Origin of the sequence: Longivirga aurantiaca, from assembly GCF_042660085.1 — a bacterium.
Lineage (GTDB): Bacteria > Actinomycetota > Actinomycetes > S36-B12 > CAIYMF01 > Longivirga > Longivirga aurantiaca.
On the sequence record NZ_JBHSTI010000008.1, the window covers coordinates 1,613,101 to 1,628,856 of the forward strand.

The window sequence follows — 15,756 nt, forward strand, 5'->3', positions numbered from 1 at the left end:
CGCGCTCAGACCCCGAGGGCCTTCTCGACGTCCTTCGTGGTGAGGATCCCGACGACCGTCCCCGTGTCGTCGTGGACGGCGTAGTCGGTGGCGGGCACGTCCTGCATGGCGCGCAGGAGGGGATCGCCGGCGAGGGCGATGTGCAGCCTGGCCCCGGGGTCGAGCGTGGTCGACACCGACGACACCGGCACCCAGGGGCGGCGCTCCACCGGCACCGCGGCGACGGCGTCCTCCTGGGCCACCGCCACGACGGTGCCGCTGCTGTCGCTGACGGCGATCGCGCGCGCTCCGGTGGCCTCGAGCCGCCTCAGCGCCTCGGCGAGCGGGAGGTCGTGCGGCACGACGACCGCGGGGCGGACGAGCCCGCGGGCCTCGAGCGCGGGCACCCGGGACATGAGCCGGGCGCGCTTCAGCGCGTCGGACGCACCCGCGTAGAGGTAGGCGCCGATCATCCCGGCGAAGACGATGCTGACGAGGTCGGGACGGCCGCCGAAGCGCCAGGCCAGGAGGAAGGGCAGCAGGAACACGAAGACGGCCACGGCCCGGCCCGCCCAGGCCGCCACGATCGTCCCGCGGTTCTCGTCCTTGGTGATGCCCCAGACGATGCTCCGGAGGACGCCGCCGCCGTCCAGCGGGAGGCCGGGGAGCGCGTTCCAGATCCCGAGGACGATGTTGGCGTAGCCCAGCAGCGCGGCCACGCTCGCGAGGGTCGAGTCCCCCGAGAGCGGGCTCCTCGCGAACCACAGCCAGGCGAGCCCGATGAGCACCGACGAGATCGGGCCGGAGGCCGCGATCACCGCCTCGCGCCAGGCGGAGGCGATCCGGCGCTCGTACGACGTCCAGCCGCCGAAGAACCACAGGGTGATCTGGTGCACCGGGAAGCCGAAGGCCCGGGCCGACCAGGCGTGGGCGAGCTCGTGCCCCAGGATCGACAGGTAGAACAGCACGGCGAACACGAGCGACCAGAGCACGACCTGCCCGAGGTCCGAGCGGTCGATCCGCAGGTTGTCGTTGTAGAGGTACGCGATGAGCGCGACGCCGAGGAGGCTGCTCCAGGGCAGCGAGACGGGGATCCCGCCCAGGCGGAAGGTCAGGCCGCTGCCACCGCGTGCGGGGGTCGGTGCCGCCTCCTGCTCGTTGCTCACCCGCCCACCGTAAGCGGCGCACCGCGGCGGGGCCTCCTCACGCCCCCGCGCTGCGGCGCGTCGGGCGCACCTCCGCCTCCGACGTCGGACCCGGCGCCTACTGTCGGGGCATGAGCACGAGCCCGTCCGACTCCCCCGCGCCGCTGGCGGCCGACCCCGCCGCGGTGTGGGAGGACACCGCCGCCCCGCGCACGTCGTCGCTGTCGCCGTCGCGGGCGGGCGACTTCATGACCTGCCCCCTGCTCTACCGGTTCCGGGTCATCGACCGGCTCCCGCAGAAGCCGAGCCGGGAGGCCGTCCGCGGCACGGTGGTGCACCAGGTGCTCGAGGACCTCTTCGACCTCCCGCCCGAGCAGCGCACCCTCGACCGGGCCGCGTCGATGCTGCCGGCGGCGTGGGACGTCGTGCGCGAGCAGGACGAGGCCGCGGCCACCCAGCTGTTCGAGAGCGCGGACGAGGCCGAGGAGTGGCTCGCCTCGGCCGTCCCGCTGCTCGAGAGCTACTTCCGCCTCGAGGACCCGTCGCGCCTCGAGCCGGCCGAGCGCGAGCTCCGGGTCGAGACCACGCTCGACGACGGCCTGGTGCTGCGCGGGTTCGTCGACCGGCTCGACCGCAACGCCACCGGCGACACCCGGGTGGTCGACTACAAGACCGGCAAGTCGCCGGGCGAGGGGTACGAGCAGAAGGCGCTGTTCCAGATGCGCTTCTACGCGCTGGTGCTCTGGCGCGCCACGGGCACTGTCCCCCGGCTGCTCCAGCTGCTCTACCTCGGCAACGAGCAGATCCTGCGGTACGAGCCGGACGAGGCCGACCTGCTGGCCACCGAGCGCAAGATCAAGGCGCTCTGGCGGGCGATCCAGCAGGCCCAGGAGAGCGGCGACTGGCGACCGAGCCCGTCGCGGCTGTGCGACTGGTGCGACCACCAGGCGCTCTGCCCGGCGTTCGGCGGCACTCCCCCGCCGCTGCCCACGCTCCCGGTGCCTCCCGTCCCGACCGCCTGACCGCTCGCGGCCTGTGGACGTCGGCGGCGCGGTGAGCCGGTCCTCGGGCTAGCGTGACCACGTGCCCACGACGACTGCCGCTGCCCGCGCGACCGCCCTGTCCAAGATCTACGGCTCGGGCGACACCCAGGTCACCGCGCTCGACGCCGTCGACGTCGACATCGAGGCGGGCCGCTTCACCGCGATCATGGGCCCGTCGGGATCAGGCAAGAGCACCCTCATGCACTGCCTCGCCGGCCTCGACTCGATCAGCGCGGGCCAGGTCTGGATCGGCGAGACCGAGGTGTCCGGCCTCTCGGACAAGGCGCTCACCCAGCTGCGCCGCGACTCCGTCGGCTTCGTGTTCCAGGCCTTCAACCTGATCCCCACCCTGACGGCGCTCGAGAACATCACGCTCCCCCTCGACATCGCCGGCCGCAAGCCCGACCAGCAGTGGCTCGACACCGTGATCGACACGGTCGGCCTCCGCGACCGCCTCACCCACCGGCCGAGCGAGCTGTCGGGCGGCCAGCAGCAGCGCGTCGCCTGCGCCCGTGCGCTCGCGAGCCGGCCGACGATCGTGTTCGCCGACGAGCCGACCGGCAACCTCGACTCGCGCTCGGGTGCCGAGGTGCTCGGCTTCCTGCGGCGCAGCGTCGACGAGTTCGGCCAGACGATCGTCATGGTCACCCACGACCCCGGTGCGGCGTCGTACGCCGACCGGGTGCTCTTCCTGGCCGACGGCCGGATCGTCGACGAGATGGCCGACCCCTCCGCAGACCGCGTCCTCGAGCGGATGAAGGCCTTCGAGCAGGCGCGAGGCTGACGACGTGCTGCGCGCCGCTCTCCGGTCCCTCCTGCAGCACAAGCTGCGGCTCTCGCTCACGCTGCTCGCCGTCGTCGTCGGCGTCGCGTTCGTGGCGGGCACCTACATCTTCACCGACTCCCTCAAGCGCTCCTTCGACGCGCTGTTCGACGCCCCGCAGCCCGACGTCGCCATCTCGGTCGACACCGGTGCGCAGACTGGCGGCCCCGGCGGCGGACCCGGCGGCCTCGACCAGGCGCCGACGATGCCGGGCTCGCTCGTGGACACCGTCGCCGGCGTCGACGGCGTGGCCGCGGCCTACGGCATCGTCTCGTCGGACGGCGCCCTCGTGATCGGCTCGGACGGGAAGGTCGTCGGCGAGAACGGCCCGCCGGCCCGGGGCACGACCTTCGTCGACGACCCCGCCATCTCCCCCCTGTCGATCGCATCGGGCCGGGCTCCCAACGGGCCGACCGAGGTCGCGCTGCTCGAGTCCACCGCCACGGCCGGCAAGGTCGGCATCGGCGACACGGTGAAGATCGACACGCCCGCGGGGGGCCTCGTCGACCTGACGGTGGTCGGCATCGTGACCCGCGGCATCTCCGGCAGCGACGGCAGCACCCTCGCCGTGTTCGACCTGCCCACCGCGCAGAAGCTGATGACCGGCAAGCCCGATCAGGTCACGAGCATCGCGGTGCGCGCCGAGCCCGGCGTCTCCCAGGATTCGCTCGCAGCCAGCATCGGCAAGGTCCTGCCCGAGGGCACGCGGACCCAGACCGGCGCCGAGCGCAGCGCCGACATCGCCGAACGGCTGTCCGAGGCCTTCCAGTTCATCAACACGTTCCTGCTCGCCTTCGCGTTCATCGCGCTCTTCGTCGCCGTGTTCCTTATCTTCAACACGTTCTCGATGCTGGTCGCCCAGCGCACGCGCGAGCTCGCGCTGCTGCGCGCGGTGGGCGCGAGCCGCGGCCAGGTGCGGCGCTCGGTCCTCGCGGAGGCTGGGGTGCTCGGTCTCCTCGCGGCGGTGCTCGGAGTGCTCGGCGGCATCCTCGTCAGCCAGGGTCTTCGGCTCCTGCTCAAGGGGTTCGGCGCCGACCTGCCCTCCGGGCCGCTGGTCATCGAGCCGCGCACCATCGTCGTGTCGCTCGTGGTCGGCCTCGTGGTCACCCTGATCTCGGCGTACGTCCCCGCCCGGCGGGCGGGCATCGTGCCGCCGGTCGCGGCGATGCGCGACGAGATCGCGCTTCCCGTGCGATCGCTGCGCGTGCGCACCGCGATCGGAGCAGTTCTGCTCGCAGCATCCGCGCTCACGGCGTATCTGGGTCTGCGCGACACAGCCGACGGCGAGCGCGCCGCCAGCCTCGTGGGCGTCTCCGCCCTGTGCGGCCTCGTGGCGGTCATCGCGCTCGCGCCGATGATCGGCCGCGCGGTGCTGGTGGTGCTCGCCGCGCCGTTCTCCGGCACCACGATCGGACGGCTCGCCCGCGAGAACGGTCGGCGCAACCCTCGGCGCACCGCGGCAACCGCGAGCGCGCTCGCGATCGGTCTCGCCCTCATGAGCGCCATCGGCGTGATCGCGGCGTCGACGAAGGCGTCGGTGTCCGCCGTCATCGACGACACCATCGGCGCCGACTTCGTGGTGTTCGGCGTGAAGTTCCAGCCGTTCTCGCCCGACGTGTACGACGCCGTCAAGGACACGCCGGGCACACGCACGGTCACCTACGTGCGCCAGGTGCCGATCGAGGTCGAGGGCGACCGCACCGCCCTCACCGGTGTCGACCTCGAGAAGTTCACCGACGTCGTCGACCTCACCATGCAGAGCGGGAGCGAGATCCCGTCGCTCGGGCTCGGGCAGGCGATCGTCGATGACGTGACTGCGGCGGACCTGGGGCTGAAGGTCGGCGACTCCATCGCCGCCACCTTCGTCAACGGCGATTCCGAGCTCACCCTGCGCGGCATCTACACAGCGGCCGGCCCCTACCAGGGCTGGATCACGGGTCTTGCCACCCTCGCCTCGATCGGCGCCCGCGAGCTCGACAGCGCGGTCTACATCCGGGCCGACGACGACGCCGACCTCGAGGAGGTCCGCACCACGCTCGACAGCGAGCTCGAGGCGTTCCCCACCGTCGCACTGCAGGACCAGGCGAGCCTCAAGGACCAGATCGACAGCCAGTTCGACCGCGTCTTCGGCTTCATCTACGCCCTGCTCGCGCTGGCGGTGATCGTCGCGTTCATCGGCATCGTCAACACCCTCGCCCTGTCCGTGCACGAGCGGCGGCGCGAGATAGGCCTGCTGCGGGCCGTCGGCACGTCACGCCCCCAGGTGCGCCGCATGGTCGTCCTCGAGGCGGTGATGATCTCGGTGTTCGGCGCGGCCCTCGGCGTCGTCCTCGGTGTCGTGTACGGCTCGCTGCTGCAGCGCGTGCTCGAGCCGCAGGGCGTCACCGAGCTCGCGATCCCCGGCGGCCAGATCGGCTGGTTCCTCGCGCTCGCCGTGGTGGGCGGGTTCGTGGCGGCGCTGTGGCCGGCGGTCACCGCGAGCCGCCTCGACGTGCTGCGCGCCATCGCCACCGAGTAGCCGCGGCCGGGTGTCAGGCCCGGGAGGACCAGACGTGCGACCACTCGCCGAGGAGCGCGGGGGTCACCTGCTCGAGCGACTCGACCACGTGCAGGCCGTCGGTGCCCTCGATCGGCACCAGCGACGGGACCGCCACGACGAGCGCGCCGCTGGCGATGCCCGCGGCCACACCGGTGTGCGAGTCCTCGAGCACCACGCAGCGGGACGGCTCGACGCCCATCCGTTCCGCGGCGAGGAGGTACGGGTCGGGGAACGGCTTGGTGCGCTCGCCCTCGTCACCCGCGACCGAGGTGGCGAACATCTCGTGCCCGACCTCGTGCAGCACCGAGTCGTGGACGGCCTCGACGAGGCGGCGCCAGGACGCCGACACCAGCGCGCACGGCACGCCGGCGTCCTCGAGGGCGAGCAGGAGCTCCCGCGCCCCGGGGCACCACTCGACGGGCCGGGTGCGCAGATTGCGCTCCATCGTGTCGAGCAGCAGCGCCATCATCGCCCCGTGCGTGAGGGCGCCCTCGGTGTGCCGCACCATGTAGTCGACCGCCGCCTCGAGCGGGCCGCCGACGAGCTCGGCCTGGTGCTCGGGGCCCCAGTCGACGTCGAGCGCGGACATGATCTCCGCCTCGGCGTCGTACCAGAGCTCCTCGGTCATCACGAGCGTGCCGTCCATGTCGAACATGACCGCGTCGGGCAGGTGGCTGCTCATGTGGCGTTGAAGTACTTCGCCTCGGGGTGGTGGACGATCAGCGCCGACGTCGACTGCTCCGGGTGCAGCTGGAACTCCTCCGACAGCTCGACGCCGATGCGCTCGGGCTCGAGGAGGTCGACGAGCACGGCCTGCATCTCCACGTCCGGGCAGGCGGGGTAGCCGAACGAGTAGCGGGATCCGCGGTAGCCCTGCTTGGCGATGAGGGTGTCCATGTCGGCGTCGTCCTCGGCGTCGATGCCGAGCTCGCTGCGCACGCGCGCGTGCCACATCTCGGCGAGCGCCTCGGTGAGCTGCACCGAGAGCCCGTGCAGCTCGAGGTAGTCGCGATAGGCGTTCTCGCTGAACAGCTTCGCGGTCGCCTCCGACACGCGGTTGCCCATCGTGACCACGTGGAACGCGATGACGTCGGTCTCCCCCGACTCCTTCGGACGGAAGAAGTCCGCCAGGCAGAGGTGCCGGTCGCGCCGCTGGCGCGGGAAGGTCAGGCGCACGCGCTCCTGGCCGGCCAGCGGCCCCTCGTGGTGCGCGATCACGAGATCGTCGCCCTCGGACCAGCACGGGAAGTAGCCGTAGACGACCGCAGCCTCGAGCAGCTGGTCGGTGTGCAGCCGGTCGAGCCACATCCGCAGGCGCGGACGTCCCTCGGTCTCGACGAGCTCGTCGTACGACGCGCCCGCCTCGCCGCGGCCGGGCTTGAGCCCCCACTGGCCGAGGAACGTCGCCCGTTCGTCGAGGTAGCTGACGTAGTCCTTGAGCTGGACGCCGCGCACGACGCGCGGCCCCCAGAAGGGAGGCGTGGGCACGGAGTTGTCCGTCGCGACGTCGGAGCGCGCCGGCATCTCGGCGAGCGGGGTCTCGTCTGGCCGCACGGTGGACGACGTGACACGGCGACCGCGCAGCGCGGGCAGCTCGGCACCCGGCTCGCCGCGCTTGACCGCCATCACGGCGTCCATGAGCCGCAGGCCCTCGAACGCGTCGCGGGCGTAGCGCACGGAGCCGTCGTAGATCTCGGCAAGGTCCTGCTCGACGAAGGCACGCGTGAGGGCCGCACCGCCGAGGAGCACGGGGTACTTCTGCGCGACTCCGCGGAGGTTGATCTCCTGCAGGTTCTCGCGCATCACGATCGTGCTCTTGACCAGGAGGCCGCTCATGCCGATCGCGTCGGCGGAGTTGTTCTCGGCCTGCTCGATGATCTCGCTGACCGGCACCTTGATGCCGATGTTGACCACCGTGTAGCCGTTGTTGGTCAGGATGATGTCGACGAGGTTCTTGCCGATGTCGTGGACGTCGCCCTTCACCGTCGCGAGGACGATCGTGCCCTTGCCCTCGTCGCCGCTGCGCTCCATGTGCGGCTCGAGGTGGGCGACGGCCGTCTTCATGACCTCGGCGCTCTGCAGGACGAACGGCAGCTGCATCTCGCCGCGGCCGAAGAGCTCGCCCACGGTCTTCATGCCCTCGAGCAGCGTGTCGTTGACGATCTCGAGGGCGGGCCGAGTCTCCAGTGCCTCGTCGAGGTCGGCCTCGAGGCCCTTGCGCTCGCCGTCCACGATGCGCCGCTGCAGCCGCTCGGACAGCGGCAGCGTCATGAGCTCGTCGGCGCGCTGCTTGGCGAGGGCCTGGGCATCGACGCCCTCGAACAGATCGAGGTAGTGCGACAGCGGGTCGTGCACGAGGTTTCCCTCGACGTCGTACCGGCGCCGGTCGTAGACGAGGTCGAGCGCGGCCTCGCGCTGCGCGTCGGGGATGCGCGCCATCGGCACGATCTTGCTCGCGTGCACGATCGCGGAGTCGAGCCCCGCCTCGACGCACTCGTGCAGGAACACCGAGTTGAGCACCACGCGGGCGGCCGGGTTGAGGCCGAACGACACGTTCGAGACGCCGAGGGTGGTCTGCACCTCGGGGTGGATCCGCTTGAGACCGCGGATCGCCTCGATCGTCTCGATGCCGTCGCGGCGCGTCTCCTCCTGGCCCGTCGCGATCGGGAACGTGAGGCAGTCGACCAGGATGTCCTGGACCGCCATGCCCCAGGTGCCGGTCAGGTCGCGCACGAGGCGGTCGGCCACACGCACCTTCCACTCGGCGGTGCGGGCCTGGCCCTCCTCGTCGATCGTCAGGGCGACGACGGCCGCGCCGTGCTCCTTGACGATCGGCATCATCTGCTGGATGCGCGACCCGGGCCCGTCGCCGTCCTCGTAGTTCACCGAGTTGACGACACCGCGGCCGCCCAGCATCTCGAGCGCAGCCTCGACGACCGGCGGCTCGGTGGAGTCGATGACCAGCGGGATCGTCGACGCCGTGGCGAACCGGCCGACGATCTCGCGGACGTCCGCCACGCCGTCTCGGCCGACGTAGTCGACGCACACGTCGAGCAGGTGGGCGCCGTCCTTGATCTGCTCCTTGGCGATCCGGACGCAGTCGTCCCACCGCTGCTCGAGCATCGCCTCGCGGAACGCCTTGGAGCCGTTGGCGTTCGTGCGCTCGCCGATCGAGAGGTACGCCGTGTCCTGACGGAACGGCGTGTGCATGTAGATCGACGACGCGCCGTGCTCGGTGCGCGGACGGCGTACGCCGATGTCGCGGCCGCCGACACGCTCCACGACCTGGCGCAGGTGCTCGGGCGTGGTGCCGCAGCAGCCGCCGACCAGGCCCAGGCCGTACTCGCGGGTGAACATGTCGTGCGCGGCGGCGAGCTCCTCGGGTGTGAGGGGGTACCAGGCGCCCTCGCCCTTGAGCACCGGCAGGCCCGCGTTGGGCATGCACGAGACGCCGATCTGCGCGTGCCGGGCGAGGTGGCGCAGGTGCTCGCTCATCTCGGCGGGGCCGGTGGCGCAGTTGAGGCCGATCATGTCGATGCCGAGCGGCTCCAGCGCGGTCAGCGCCGCACCGATCTCGGAGCCGACCAGCATCGTGCCGGTGGTCTCGACCGTCACCTGCACCAGAACCGGTACGTCGACACCGTGCTGCGCGATCGCCCGCTTGGCGCCGACGACCGCGGACTTCGCCTGCAGCAGGTCCTGGGCCGTCTCGACGAGGATCGCGTCGGCGCCGCCGGAGATCATCCCGCGGGCCTGCGCCTCGTAGGCGTCGCGCAGGTCGGCGTACGGCGCGTGGCCGAACGTCGGCAGCTTGGTGCCAGGACCGACCGAGCCGAGCACCCAGCGGGGGCGGTCCGCCGTCGAGTAGCCGTCGGCCACCTCGCGGGCGTGCCGCGCACCGAGCTCGGCGAGCTCCTCGATCCGGTCGGAGATGCCGTACTCCCCCAGGTTGGCGAGGTTGGCCCCGAACGTGTTGGTCTCGACGGCGTCGACGCCGACCGCGAAGTAGGCGTCGTGGACCGAGCGCACGACGTCGGGGCGCGTGGCGTTGAGGACCTCGTTGCAGCCCTCGTGGCCCTCGAAGTCGTCGAGGCCGAGGTCGTGGGCCTGGAGCATCGTGCCCATGGCGCCGTCGGCGACGACCACGCGGGTGGCCAGCGCCGTTCGCAGTGCGGACACACGGGCAGAGTCGTGGAGCGTCATGGTGAGGCAAGCCTATCGGCGTCGCGGGTGGGCCACTCGGCGGCTACTCGCGTGCCGAGGGCGCGGCGGCGGCGCCGCGGGCGTAGGTTGGCGGGATCCCCGGAGGACGGGGCCGTGCGATGCAAGGAGCGAGGGGCGCCGGTGATCGACTTCGAGGGTCTGCCCGAGGCGCTGCCCGATCTCGTCGACCCCGTCATGCTCTGCGCCTTCGAGGGCTGGAACGACGCCGGCGACGCCGCGAGCGGGGCCGTGCTCCACCTCGAGGAGGTCTGGGGCGCCACCCAGATCGCCGAGATCGACCCCGAGGACTACTACGACTTCCAGGTGAACCGCCCCGAGGTCGTCTTCGAGGAGGGCAAGCGCCAGGTCGTCTGGCCCACCACGCGCATCTCCGTGGCCCGCATCCCGCTCGCGACCCGCGACGTCGTGCTCGTGCACGGCATCGAGCCGTCGATGCGCTGGCGTGCCTTCACCGCCGAGCTGCTCGGCGCCGCCCGCGACCTCGGCGTCGAGATGGTGGTGACGCTCGGCGCGCTCCTGGCCGACTCCCCCCACACCCGCCCCGTCCCGGTGAGCGGCACCTCGAGCGACCCGGACATCGCGCTGCGGATGGGCTACGAGCCGTCGTCGTACGAGGGGCCCACCGGCATCGTCGGCGTACTGCAGGACGCCTGCACCACCGCGGGCATCCCGGCCGTGTCGCTCTGGGCCGCCGTCCCCCACTACGTCGCGCAGCCGCCCCACCCGAAGGCCACGCTGGCGCTGCTCGGACGCATCGAGGACCTCCTCGACGTCCCCGTGCCGCTCGGCGACCTCCCCGAGGAGGCCAAGGCCTGGCAGATCGGCGTCGACGAGCTCGCGAGCGAGGACGACGAGATCGCGGCGTACGTGCGCACGCTCGAGGAGGCCGTCGACACCGCCGAGCTCCCCGAGGCCAGCGGCGACGCCATCGCGCGCGAGTTCGAGCGCTACCTCCGTCGTCGCAACGTCGAGCCCCCGAAGTAGCCCGATTCGGTAGTGGGAAGTCGCGCTCCACCGCGACTTCCCACTACCGAATCGGCGTCACCGGCCGCGGAGGCTGCGGTAGCGCAGGGCGAGCGCAGCAGTGCTCGGGTCGAAGTGCGACAAGTCGGGCAGCTCGTCGGCGGTGAGCGCGGGCAGCAGCTGCCCGGCCATGACCTTGCCGAGCTCGACGCCCCACTGGTCGAACGGGTTCACGCCCCAGACCACGCCCTGCGCGAGAACGAGGTGCTCGTACAGCGCGACGAGCGAGCCGAGGGCGTACGGCGAGAGCCGGTCGAGCATCAGCGTGGTCGACGGGCGGTTGCCCGGCATGACCTTGTGCTCGACGAGGTCGTCGGCGACGCCGTCCGCGCGCACCTCGTCGGCCGTGCGGCCGAAGGCGAGCACGTGTGCCTGCGCGAGGACGTTCGAGATCAGCTTGTCGTGGTGGTCGCCGACGCCGTTGACGGGCTGGGCGAACAGGATGAAGTCGCTCGGCACGAGCGTCGTGCCCTGGTGCAGCAGCTGGTAGAACGAGTGCTGCCCGTTGGTGCCGGGCTCGCCCCACCAGATCGCACCGGTGTCGACGCCCACGGGGTCGCCGTCGATCGTCACGCGCTTGCCGTTGCTCTCCATCGTGAGCTGCTGCAGGTACGCCGGGAACCGCTCGAGGTACTGCTCGTACGGCAGCACGGCGTGCGTCTGCGCACCGAAGAAGTCGCGGTACCAGACGCCGAGCAGCCCCATGAGCACGGGCAGGTTGCGGTCGAGGTCCGTGTGCCGGAAGTGCTCGTCCACGGCGTGGAATCCCGCGAGCAGGTCGCGGTACGCGTCCGCACCGATGGCGAGCATCAGCGAGAGCCCGATGGCGGAGTCCATCGAGTAGCGGCCGCCGACCCACTCCCAGAAGCCGAACATGTTGGCGGTGTCGATCCCGAACTTCTCGACCTCGCCGGCGTTGGTCGAGACGGCCACGAAGTGCTTGGAGACGTCGGCGTCCGGGCCGAGGCCCGAGAGCAGCCAGCCGCGCGCGGTGAACGCGTTGGTCATGGTCTCCTGCGTCGTGAATGTCTTGCTCGACACGATGAACAGGGTCTCGGCGGGGTCGAGGTCCTGGGTGGCCTCGACGATGTCGGTGCCGTCGACGTTGGACACGAACCGGAAGTCGATGTCGCGCCTCGACTGGTGCCGGAGCGCGCGGTAGGCCATGACCGGACCGAGGTCCGAGCCGCCGATGCCGATGTTGACCACGGCCCGGATCGGCTTACCGGTGCTGCCGAGCCACTCGTCCCCGCGGACGCGGTCGCAGAACGCCTCCATCCGGTCGAGCACCGCGTGCACCTCGGCGACGACGTCGACGCCGTCCACGACGAGGCTCTCGCCCCGCGGGATCCGCAGCGCAGTGTGCAGAACCGAGCGGTTCTCGGTGGTGTTGATGCGCGCGCCGGAGAACATGGCGTCGATGCGGGCCGGCAGGCCCCGCTCCTCGGCGAGAGACACGAGCAGCCGCAGCGTCTCGTCGGTCGCACGGTGCTTGGAGAGGTCGGCGTGGATCCCGGCGGCGTCGAGGGACATCCGGGTCGGACGTCCGGGCTCGGCCCCGAACAGCTCGCGGATGGTCCGGCCGCCGATCTCCGCGTGGTGCGCGCTCAGCGCCGCCCACGCCGGTGAGGCCATCACCGGCCCCTGCTCGGTGCGCCACTCCTGCATCGTCTCCACCCTCCACCACTGCCAAGGCGGCCGATCGCGGTCCCCTAGGCTCCTTCCACGACCCTACCGAGCGCGGCCATGCGCCCGGACCCCGCACGCACGACGAAGGGCATGACGATGGCCACGGACACCCCCCTGCAGATCGGCATGGTCGGGCTCGGCCGCATGGGTGCGGGACTCGTGCGCCGGCTCATGCGCGACGGCCACTCCTGCGTGGTGTACGACGTCAACCCCGACGCCGTGGCGGCGCTGGTGGCCGACGGCGCCACCGGCGCCGACTCGTATGCCGACCTCGCGGGCAAGCTCGAGGGCCCGCGGACGGTCTGGATCATGGTGCCGGCGGGTGAGATCACCGAGTCGACCGTGACCAGCGTGGCCGAGCACCTGTCCGCAGGCGACGCGATCATCGACGGAGGCAACTCCTACTACCGCGACGACATCCGGCGTGCGGCAGAGCTCGGCGCGAAGGGGATCCACTACCTCGACGTCGGAACGTCCGGCGGCGTCTACGGCCTCGAGCGCGGCTTCTGCCTGATGCTCGGCGGTGATGCCGGAGCGGTGACACGCCTCGCCCCGCTCTGGCGCACGATCTCCCCCGGCGTCGAGACCGCCCCGCGCACGCCGGGCCGCACGGGCGACATCGCACCCGAGGAGGAGGGCTGGCTGCACTGCGGTCCTGCCGGCGCCGGCCACTTCGTGAAGATGGTGCACAACGGCATCGAGTACGGCGCCATGGCGGCGTACGCCGAGGGTCTCAACATCCTGGCCAACGCGAACGAGGGCCTGCGCACCCGCGCGCAGGACGCCGAGACCGCGCCGCTCGACCACCCCGAGTTCTACTCGTACGAGATCGACATCCCGGCGGTCACGGAGGTGTGGCGCCGCGGTTCCGTCGTCGCGTCCTGGCTGCTCGACCTCACCGCCGCCGCCCTGGTCGAGTCCCCGCAGCTCGAGGAGTTCTCCGGCCGCGTGTCCGACTCGGGCGAGGGCCGCTGGACGGCCATCGCCGCGATCGAGGAGGGCGTGCCCGCCCCGGTGCTCACGGCCGCGCTCTACCAGCGCTTCTCGAGCCGCGGGAACGCGACGTACGGCGACAAGGTGCTGTCGGCCATGCGCAAGCAGTTCGGCGGCCACCACGAGAAGAAGGACTGACCGGGCGCGAGGAGACCGTCCGCGTCGAGTCAGAGGGTGACGCCGAGGAGCGCCTCGGCCAGGTCGCGGACGACCGGACCGGCGGTGGCGTCCTCGTGGCCCGCAGCGCCTCCGCGCAGCCGGGCGGCCTCGGCCCAGCGGTCGATCGCCGCGAGCGCGCCGGGGGCGTCGAGGTCGTCGGCGAGGCAGGCCCGCACCTCCGAGAGCACGTCCCCCGCCGGTGCGGCCTGCGGCGCAGCCACGGCGTCGCGCCAGGCCGCCAGCCGGGCGACGGCCTCGTCCAGCCCGGCCTCGGTCCAGTCCCAGTCGGTGCGGTAGTGGTGCGCCAGGATGGCGAGCCGGATGGCCGACGGGTCGGTGCCGGCGAGGCGCAGCTTCGAGACGAACGCGAGGTTGCCCCGCGACTTGCTCATCTTCTCGCCGTCGAGACGCACCATGGCGGAGTGCGTGTAGTGGCGCGCGTAGGGCCAGACGCCCGTGGCGACATGCGCCTCCGAGGCACCCATCTCGTGGTGCGGGAAGGCGAGGTCGCTGCCGCCGCCCTGCACGTCGAGCGGCGACGCGAGGTGGTCGAGGGCGATCGCCGTGCACTCGATGTGCCAGCCCGGGCGCCCTCGGCCGAACGGGCTGTCCCACGACGGCTCGCCCGGGCGCTCGAGCTGCCACAGGAGGCAGTCGAGCGGGTGCTGCTTGCCCGCGCGGTCGGGGTCGCCCCCGCGCTCGGCGAAGATCTCGAGCATGCGGTCCTCGGACAGCCCGGCGACGGACCCGAACCGCTCGTCGGCGTGCACGCGGAAGTAGAGGTCGCCGTCGACGGAGTACACGGCACCGGCCGACTGCAGCTTCTCGATGTACGAGATCACGGCGGGGATCGATTCCACCGCGCCGATGTAGTGCTTCGGCGGGAGGACGTGCAGAGCGGCCATGTCCTCGCGGAAGAGCTGGGTCTCGCGGTCGGCGAGCACCATCCAGTCGTCGCCCGTCTCGAGCGCGCGGGCGAGGAGCGGGTCGTCGACGTCGGTCACGTTCTGCACGTAGTCCACGTCGTGCCCTGCGTCGAGCCACACCCGCTGGACGAGGTCGAACGTGACGTAGGTGGCCGCGTGGCCCATGTGCGTCGCGTCGTACGGCGTGATGCCGCAGACGTAGATCCGGGCGACCGGACCGGGCGCGGTGGCGCGGACCTCGCCGGTTGCGGTGTCGTGCAGCCGGAGCGCGAGACCCTTCCCCGGCAACGACGGGACTGAGGGTGCGGGCCACGCGTGCATGGGCGCGATCCTATGCCGAACGCCTGGCCGGGAAGCCCTGGAGGTGTCCCGGCGGTCCGGACGTCAGAACGCGGGCCAGGGAAGCGACGGCCAGCCGTCGCCGGGGAGCGGGAACGCGCCCTCCCGGATGCGCCGCATCACCCGTTGCTGGGTGCGTGCCAGCTCCTTGCGCGTGAGCAGCTCCGACAGCTCGCCCCCGAGCTCCCCCTCGAGCCGGTCGAGCAGGCGGTCGAGGTCGTCGTCGAGCCCGTCGTCGAGCGCGTTCCCCGCCCAGCCCCACAGCACCGTGCGCAGCTTGTCGTCCTCGCTGAACGAGACGCCGTGGTCGACGCCGTACGTGCCGAGCGGGGCCTCGGGCTGCACACGGCCCCGGAGCACGTGGCCGCCCTTGCGGTCCGCGTTGTTCACGACCGAGTCGAACACGCACATCCGGCGCAGGTCGGCGTCGTCCGCGTGCACGAGGGTCACCGGTCGCCCGCCGTCGCCGTGCGCATCGATCACCTCGAGCCAGCCGGACGGGGTGGAGCCGCGGTCGACGACGTCGACGAGCCCTCCCCCTGGCTCCATCTCGCCGCCGCCGTCGGGCGTGACCCAGGCCTGCGCCATGCCGCCGCCGTACGGACCGGTCTCGCGCCAGACGGTCGGCGGCACGACGTCCCACCCCAGGGCCTCGCTGACGAGGTACGCCGCGACCTCGCGCATGCCGAGCGTGCCCTCGGGGAAGTCCCAGAGCGGGCGCTCGCCGGCCGTGGGCTTGTAGACGCAGGTCAGCTCGACGCCGTCGAGGGCGCAGACCGTGAGGAGGGTGGCGTTGCTGGCGTCGACGAGCCGTCCCTGCACCGTGAGCTCGCCGTGGGTCAGAACCTCGCGGAGCTCGTCCGTCGTGAGCATG

11 protein-coding genes are annotated in these 15,756 nt (G+C 72.0%); 5 read left to right on the top strand and 6 right to left on the bottom strand.

Translation table 11 applies throughout. The features are described from left to right. Nucleotides 1-5: 5 nt before the first annotated feature. Complete coding sequence (locus ACFQGU_RS11580; RefSeq protein ID WP_386766805.1) at nucleotides 6-1,145, bottom strand: site-2 protease family protein; 1,140 nt, start codon at nucleotides 1,143-1,145, stop codon at nucleotides 6-8. A 110-nt stretch (nucleotides 1,146-1,255) separates the two neighbouring features. On the opposite strand from ACFQGU_RS11580, the gene ACFQGU_RS11585 reads away from it, so the two are divergent. The 3 genes from ACFQGU_RS11585 (at nucleotide 1,256) to ACFQGU_RS11595 (ending at nucleotide 5,508) form a co-directional block, all read left to right on the top strand. Next, on the top strand, nucleotides 1,256-2,146 hold the full coding sequence (locus tag ACFQGU_RS11585; RefSeq protein WP_386766807.1) for a RecB family exonuclease: 891 nt from the start codon (nucleotides 1,256-1,258) through the stop codon (nucleotides 2,144-2,146). A gap of 61 nt (nucleotides 2,147-2,207) precedes the next feature. Beyond that, the gene (locus tag ACFQGU_RS11590; RefSeq protein ID WP_386766809.1) at nucleotides 2,208-2,951 is read left to right on the top strand and encodes an ABC transporter ATP-binding protein; all 744 of its coding nucleotides are present in this window, start codon (nucleotides 2,208-2,210) and stop codon (nucleotides 2,949-2,951) included. A 4-nt stretch (nucleotides 2,952-2,955) separates the two neighbouring features. Further along, on the top strand, nucleotides 2,956-5,508 hold the full coding sequence (locus ACFQGU_RS11595) for an ABC transporter permease (RefSeq protein WP_386766811.1): 2,553 nt from the start codon (nucleotides 2,956-2,958) through the stop codon (nucleotides 5,506-5,508). A 13-nt stretch (nucleotides 5,509-5,521) separates the two neighbouring features. Here ACFQGU_RS11595 and ACFQGU_RS11600 read toward each other — a convergent pair whose 3' ends face one another. Beyond that, nucleotides 5,522-6,211 (bottom strand): HAD family hydrolase, encoded by a 690-nt coding sequence (locus ACFQGU_RS11600; protein WP_386766813.1) that lies wholly within the window; start codon nucleotides 6,209-6,211, stop codon nucleotides 5,522-5,524. Then, entirely contained in the window at nucleotides 6,208-9,732 is a 3,525-nt protein-coding gene (gene metH / locus ACFQGU_RS11605; protein ID WP_386766815.1) for a methionine synthase, read from the bottom strand. The genes ACFQGU_RS11600 and metH overlap by 4 nt, the downstream gene beginning before the upstream one ends. A 141-nt stretch (nucleotides 9,733-9,873) precedes the next feature. Between metH and ACFQGU_RS11610 the strand changes: the two genes are divergently transcribed. Beyond that, a complete protein-coding gene (locus ACFQGU_RS11610; protein ID WP_386766817.1) occupies nucleotides 9,874-10,737 on the top strand; it encodes a PAC2 family protein in 864 nt (287 codons plus the stop codon). A 57-nt stretch (nucleotides 10,738-10,794) separates the two neighbouring features. Here ACFQGU_RS11610 and pgi read toward each other — a convergent pair whose 3' ends face one another. Beyond that, nucleotides 10,795-12,444, bottom strand: a complete 1,650-nt coding sequence (pgi, locus tag ACFQGU_RS11615) for a glucose-6-phosphate isomerase (protein ID WP_386766819.1) — start codon at nucleotides 12,442-12,444, stop codon at nucleotides 10,795-10,797. Between the two features lie 135 nt (nucleotides 12,445-12,579). Here pgi and gnd point away from each other — a divergent pair, with 135 nt between their 5' ends. Then, complete coding sequence (gene gnd, locus ACFQGU_RS11620) at nucleotides 12,580-13,596, top strand: phosphogluconate dehydrogenase (NAD(+)-dependent, decarboxylating) (RefSeq protein WP_386768255.1); 1,017 nt, start codon at nucleotides 12,580-12,582, stop codon at nucleotides 13,594-13,596. A gap of 29 nt (nucleotides 13,597-13,625) precedes the next feature. Here gnd and mshC read toward each other — a convergent pair whose 3' ends face one another. Both mshC and ACFQGU_RS11630 read right to left on the bottom strand, forming a co-directional pair. Continuing rightward, nucleotides 13,626-14,864, bottom strand: a complete 1,239-nt coding sequence (gene mshC, locus ACFQGU_RS11625; RefSeq protein ID WP_386766821.1) for a cysteine--1-D-myo-inosityl 2-amino-2-deoxy-alpha-D-glucopyranoside ligase — start codon at nucleotides 14,862-14,864, stop codon at nucleotides 13,626-13,628. A 63-nt stretch (nucleotides 14,865-14,927) separates the two neighbouring features. Beyond that, complete coding sequence (locus ACFQGU_RS11630; protein WP_386766823.1) at nucleotides 14,928-15,755, bottom strand: SCO1664 family protein; 828 nt, start codon at nucleotides 15,753-15,755, stop codon at nucleotides 14,928-14,930. Between the last annotated feature and the right edge of the window lies 1 nt (nucleotide 15,756).

Bases quoted from the DNA above. Each gene is read 5' to 3' on its own strand.
- ACFQGU_RS11585 (WP_386766807.1), top strand. From the start codon at position 1,256: ATGAGCACGAGCCCGTCCGACTCCCCCGCGCCGCTGGCGGCCGACCCC.
- ACFQGU_RS11630 (WP_386766823.1), bottom strand. From the start codon at position 15,755: ATGCTCACGACGGACGAGCTCCGCGAGGTTCTGACCCACGGCGAGCTC.
- pgi (WP_386766819.1), bottom strand. From the start codon at position 12,444: ATGCAGGAGTGGCGCACCGAGCAGGGGCCGGTGATGGCCTCACCGGCG.
- metH (WP_386766815.1), bottom strand. From the start codon at position 9,732: ATGACGCTCCACGACTCTGCCCGTGTGTCCGCACTGCGAACGGCGCTG.
- mshC (WP_386766821.1), bottom strand. From the start codon at position 14,864: ATGCACGCGTGGCCCGCACCCTCAGTCCCGTCGTTGCCGGGGAAGGGT.
- ACFQGU_RS11600 (WP_386766813.1), bottom strand. From the start codon at position 6,211: ATGAGCAGCCACCTGCCCGACGCGGTCATGTTCGACATGGACGGCACG.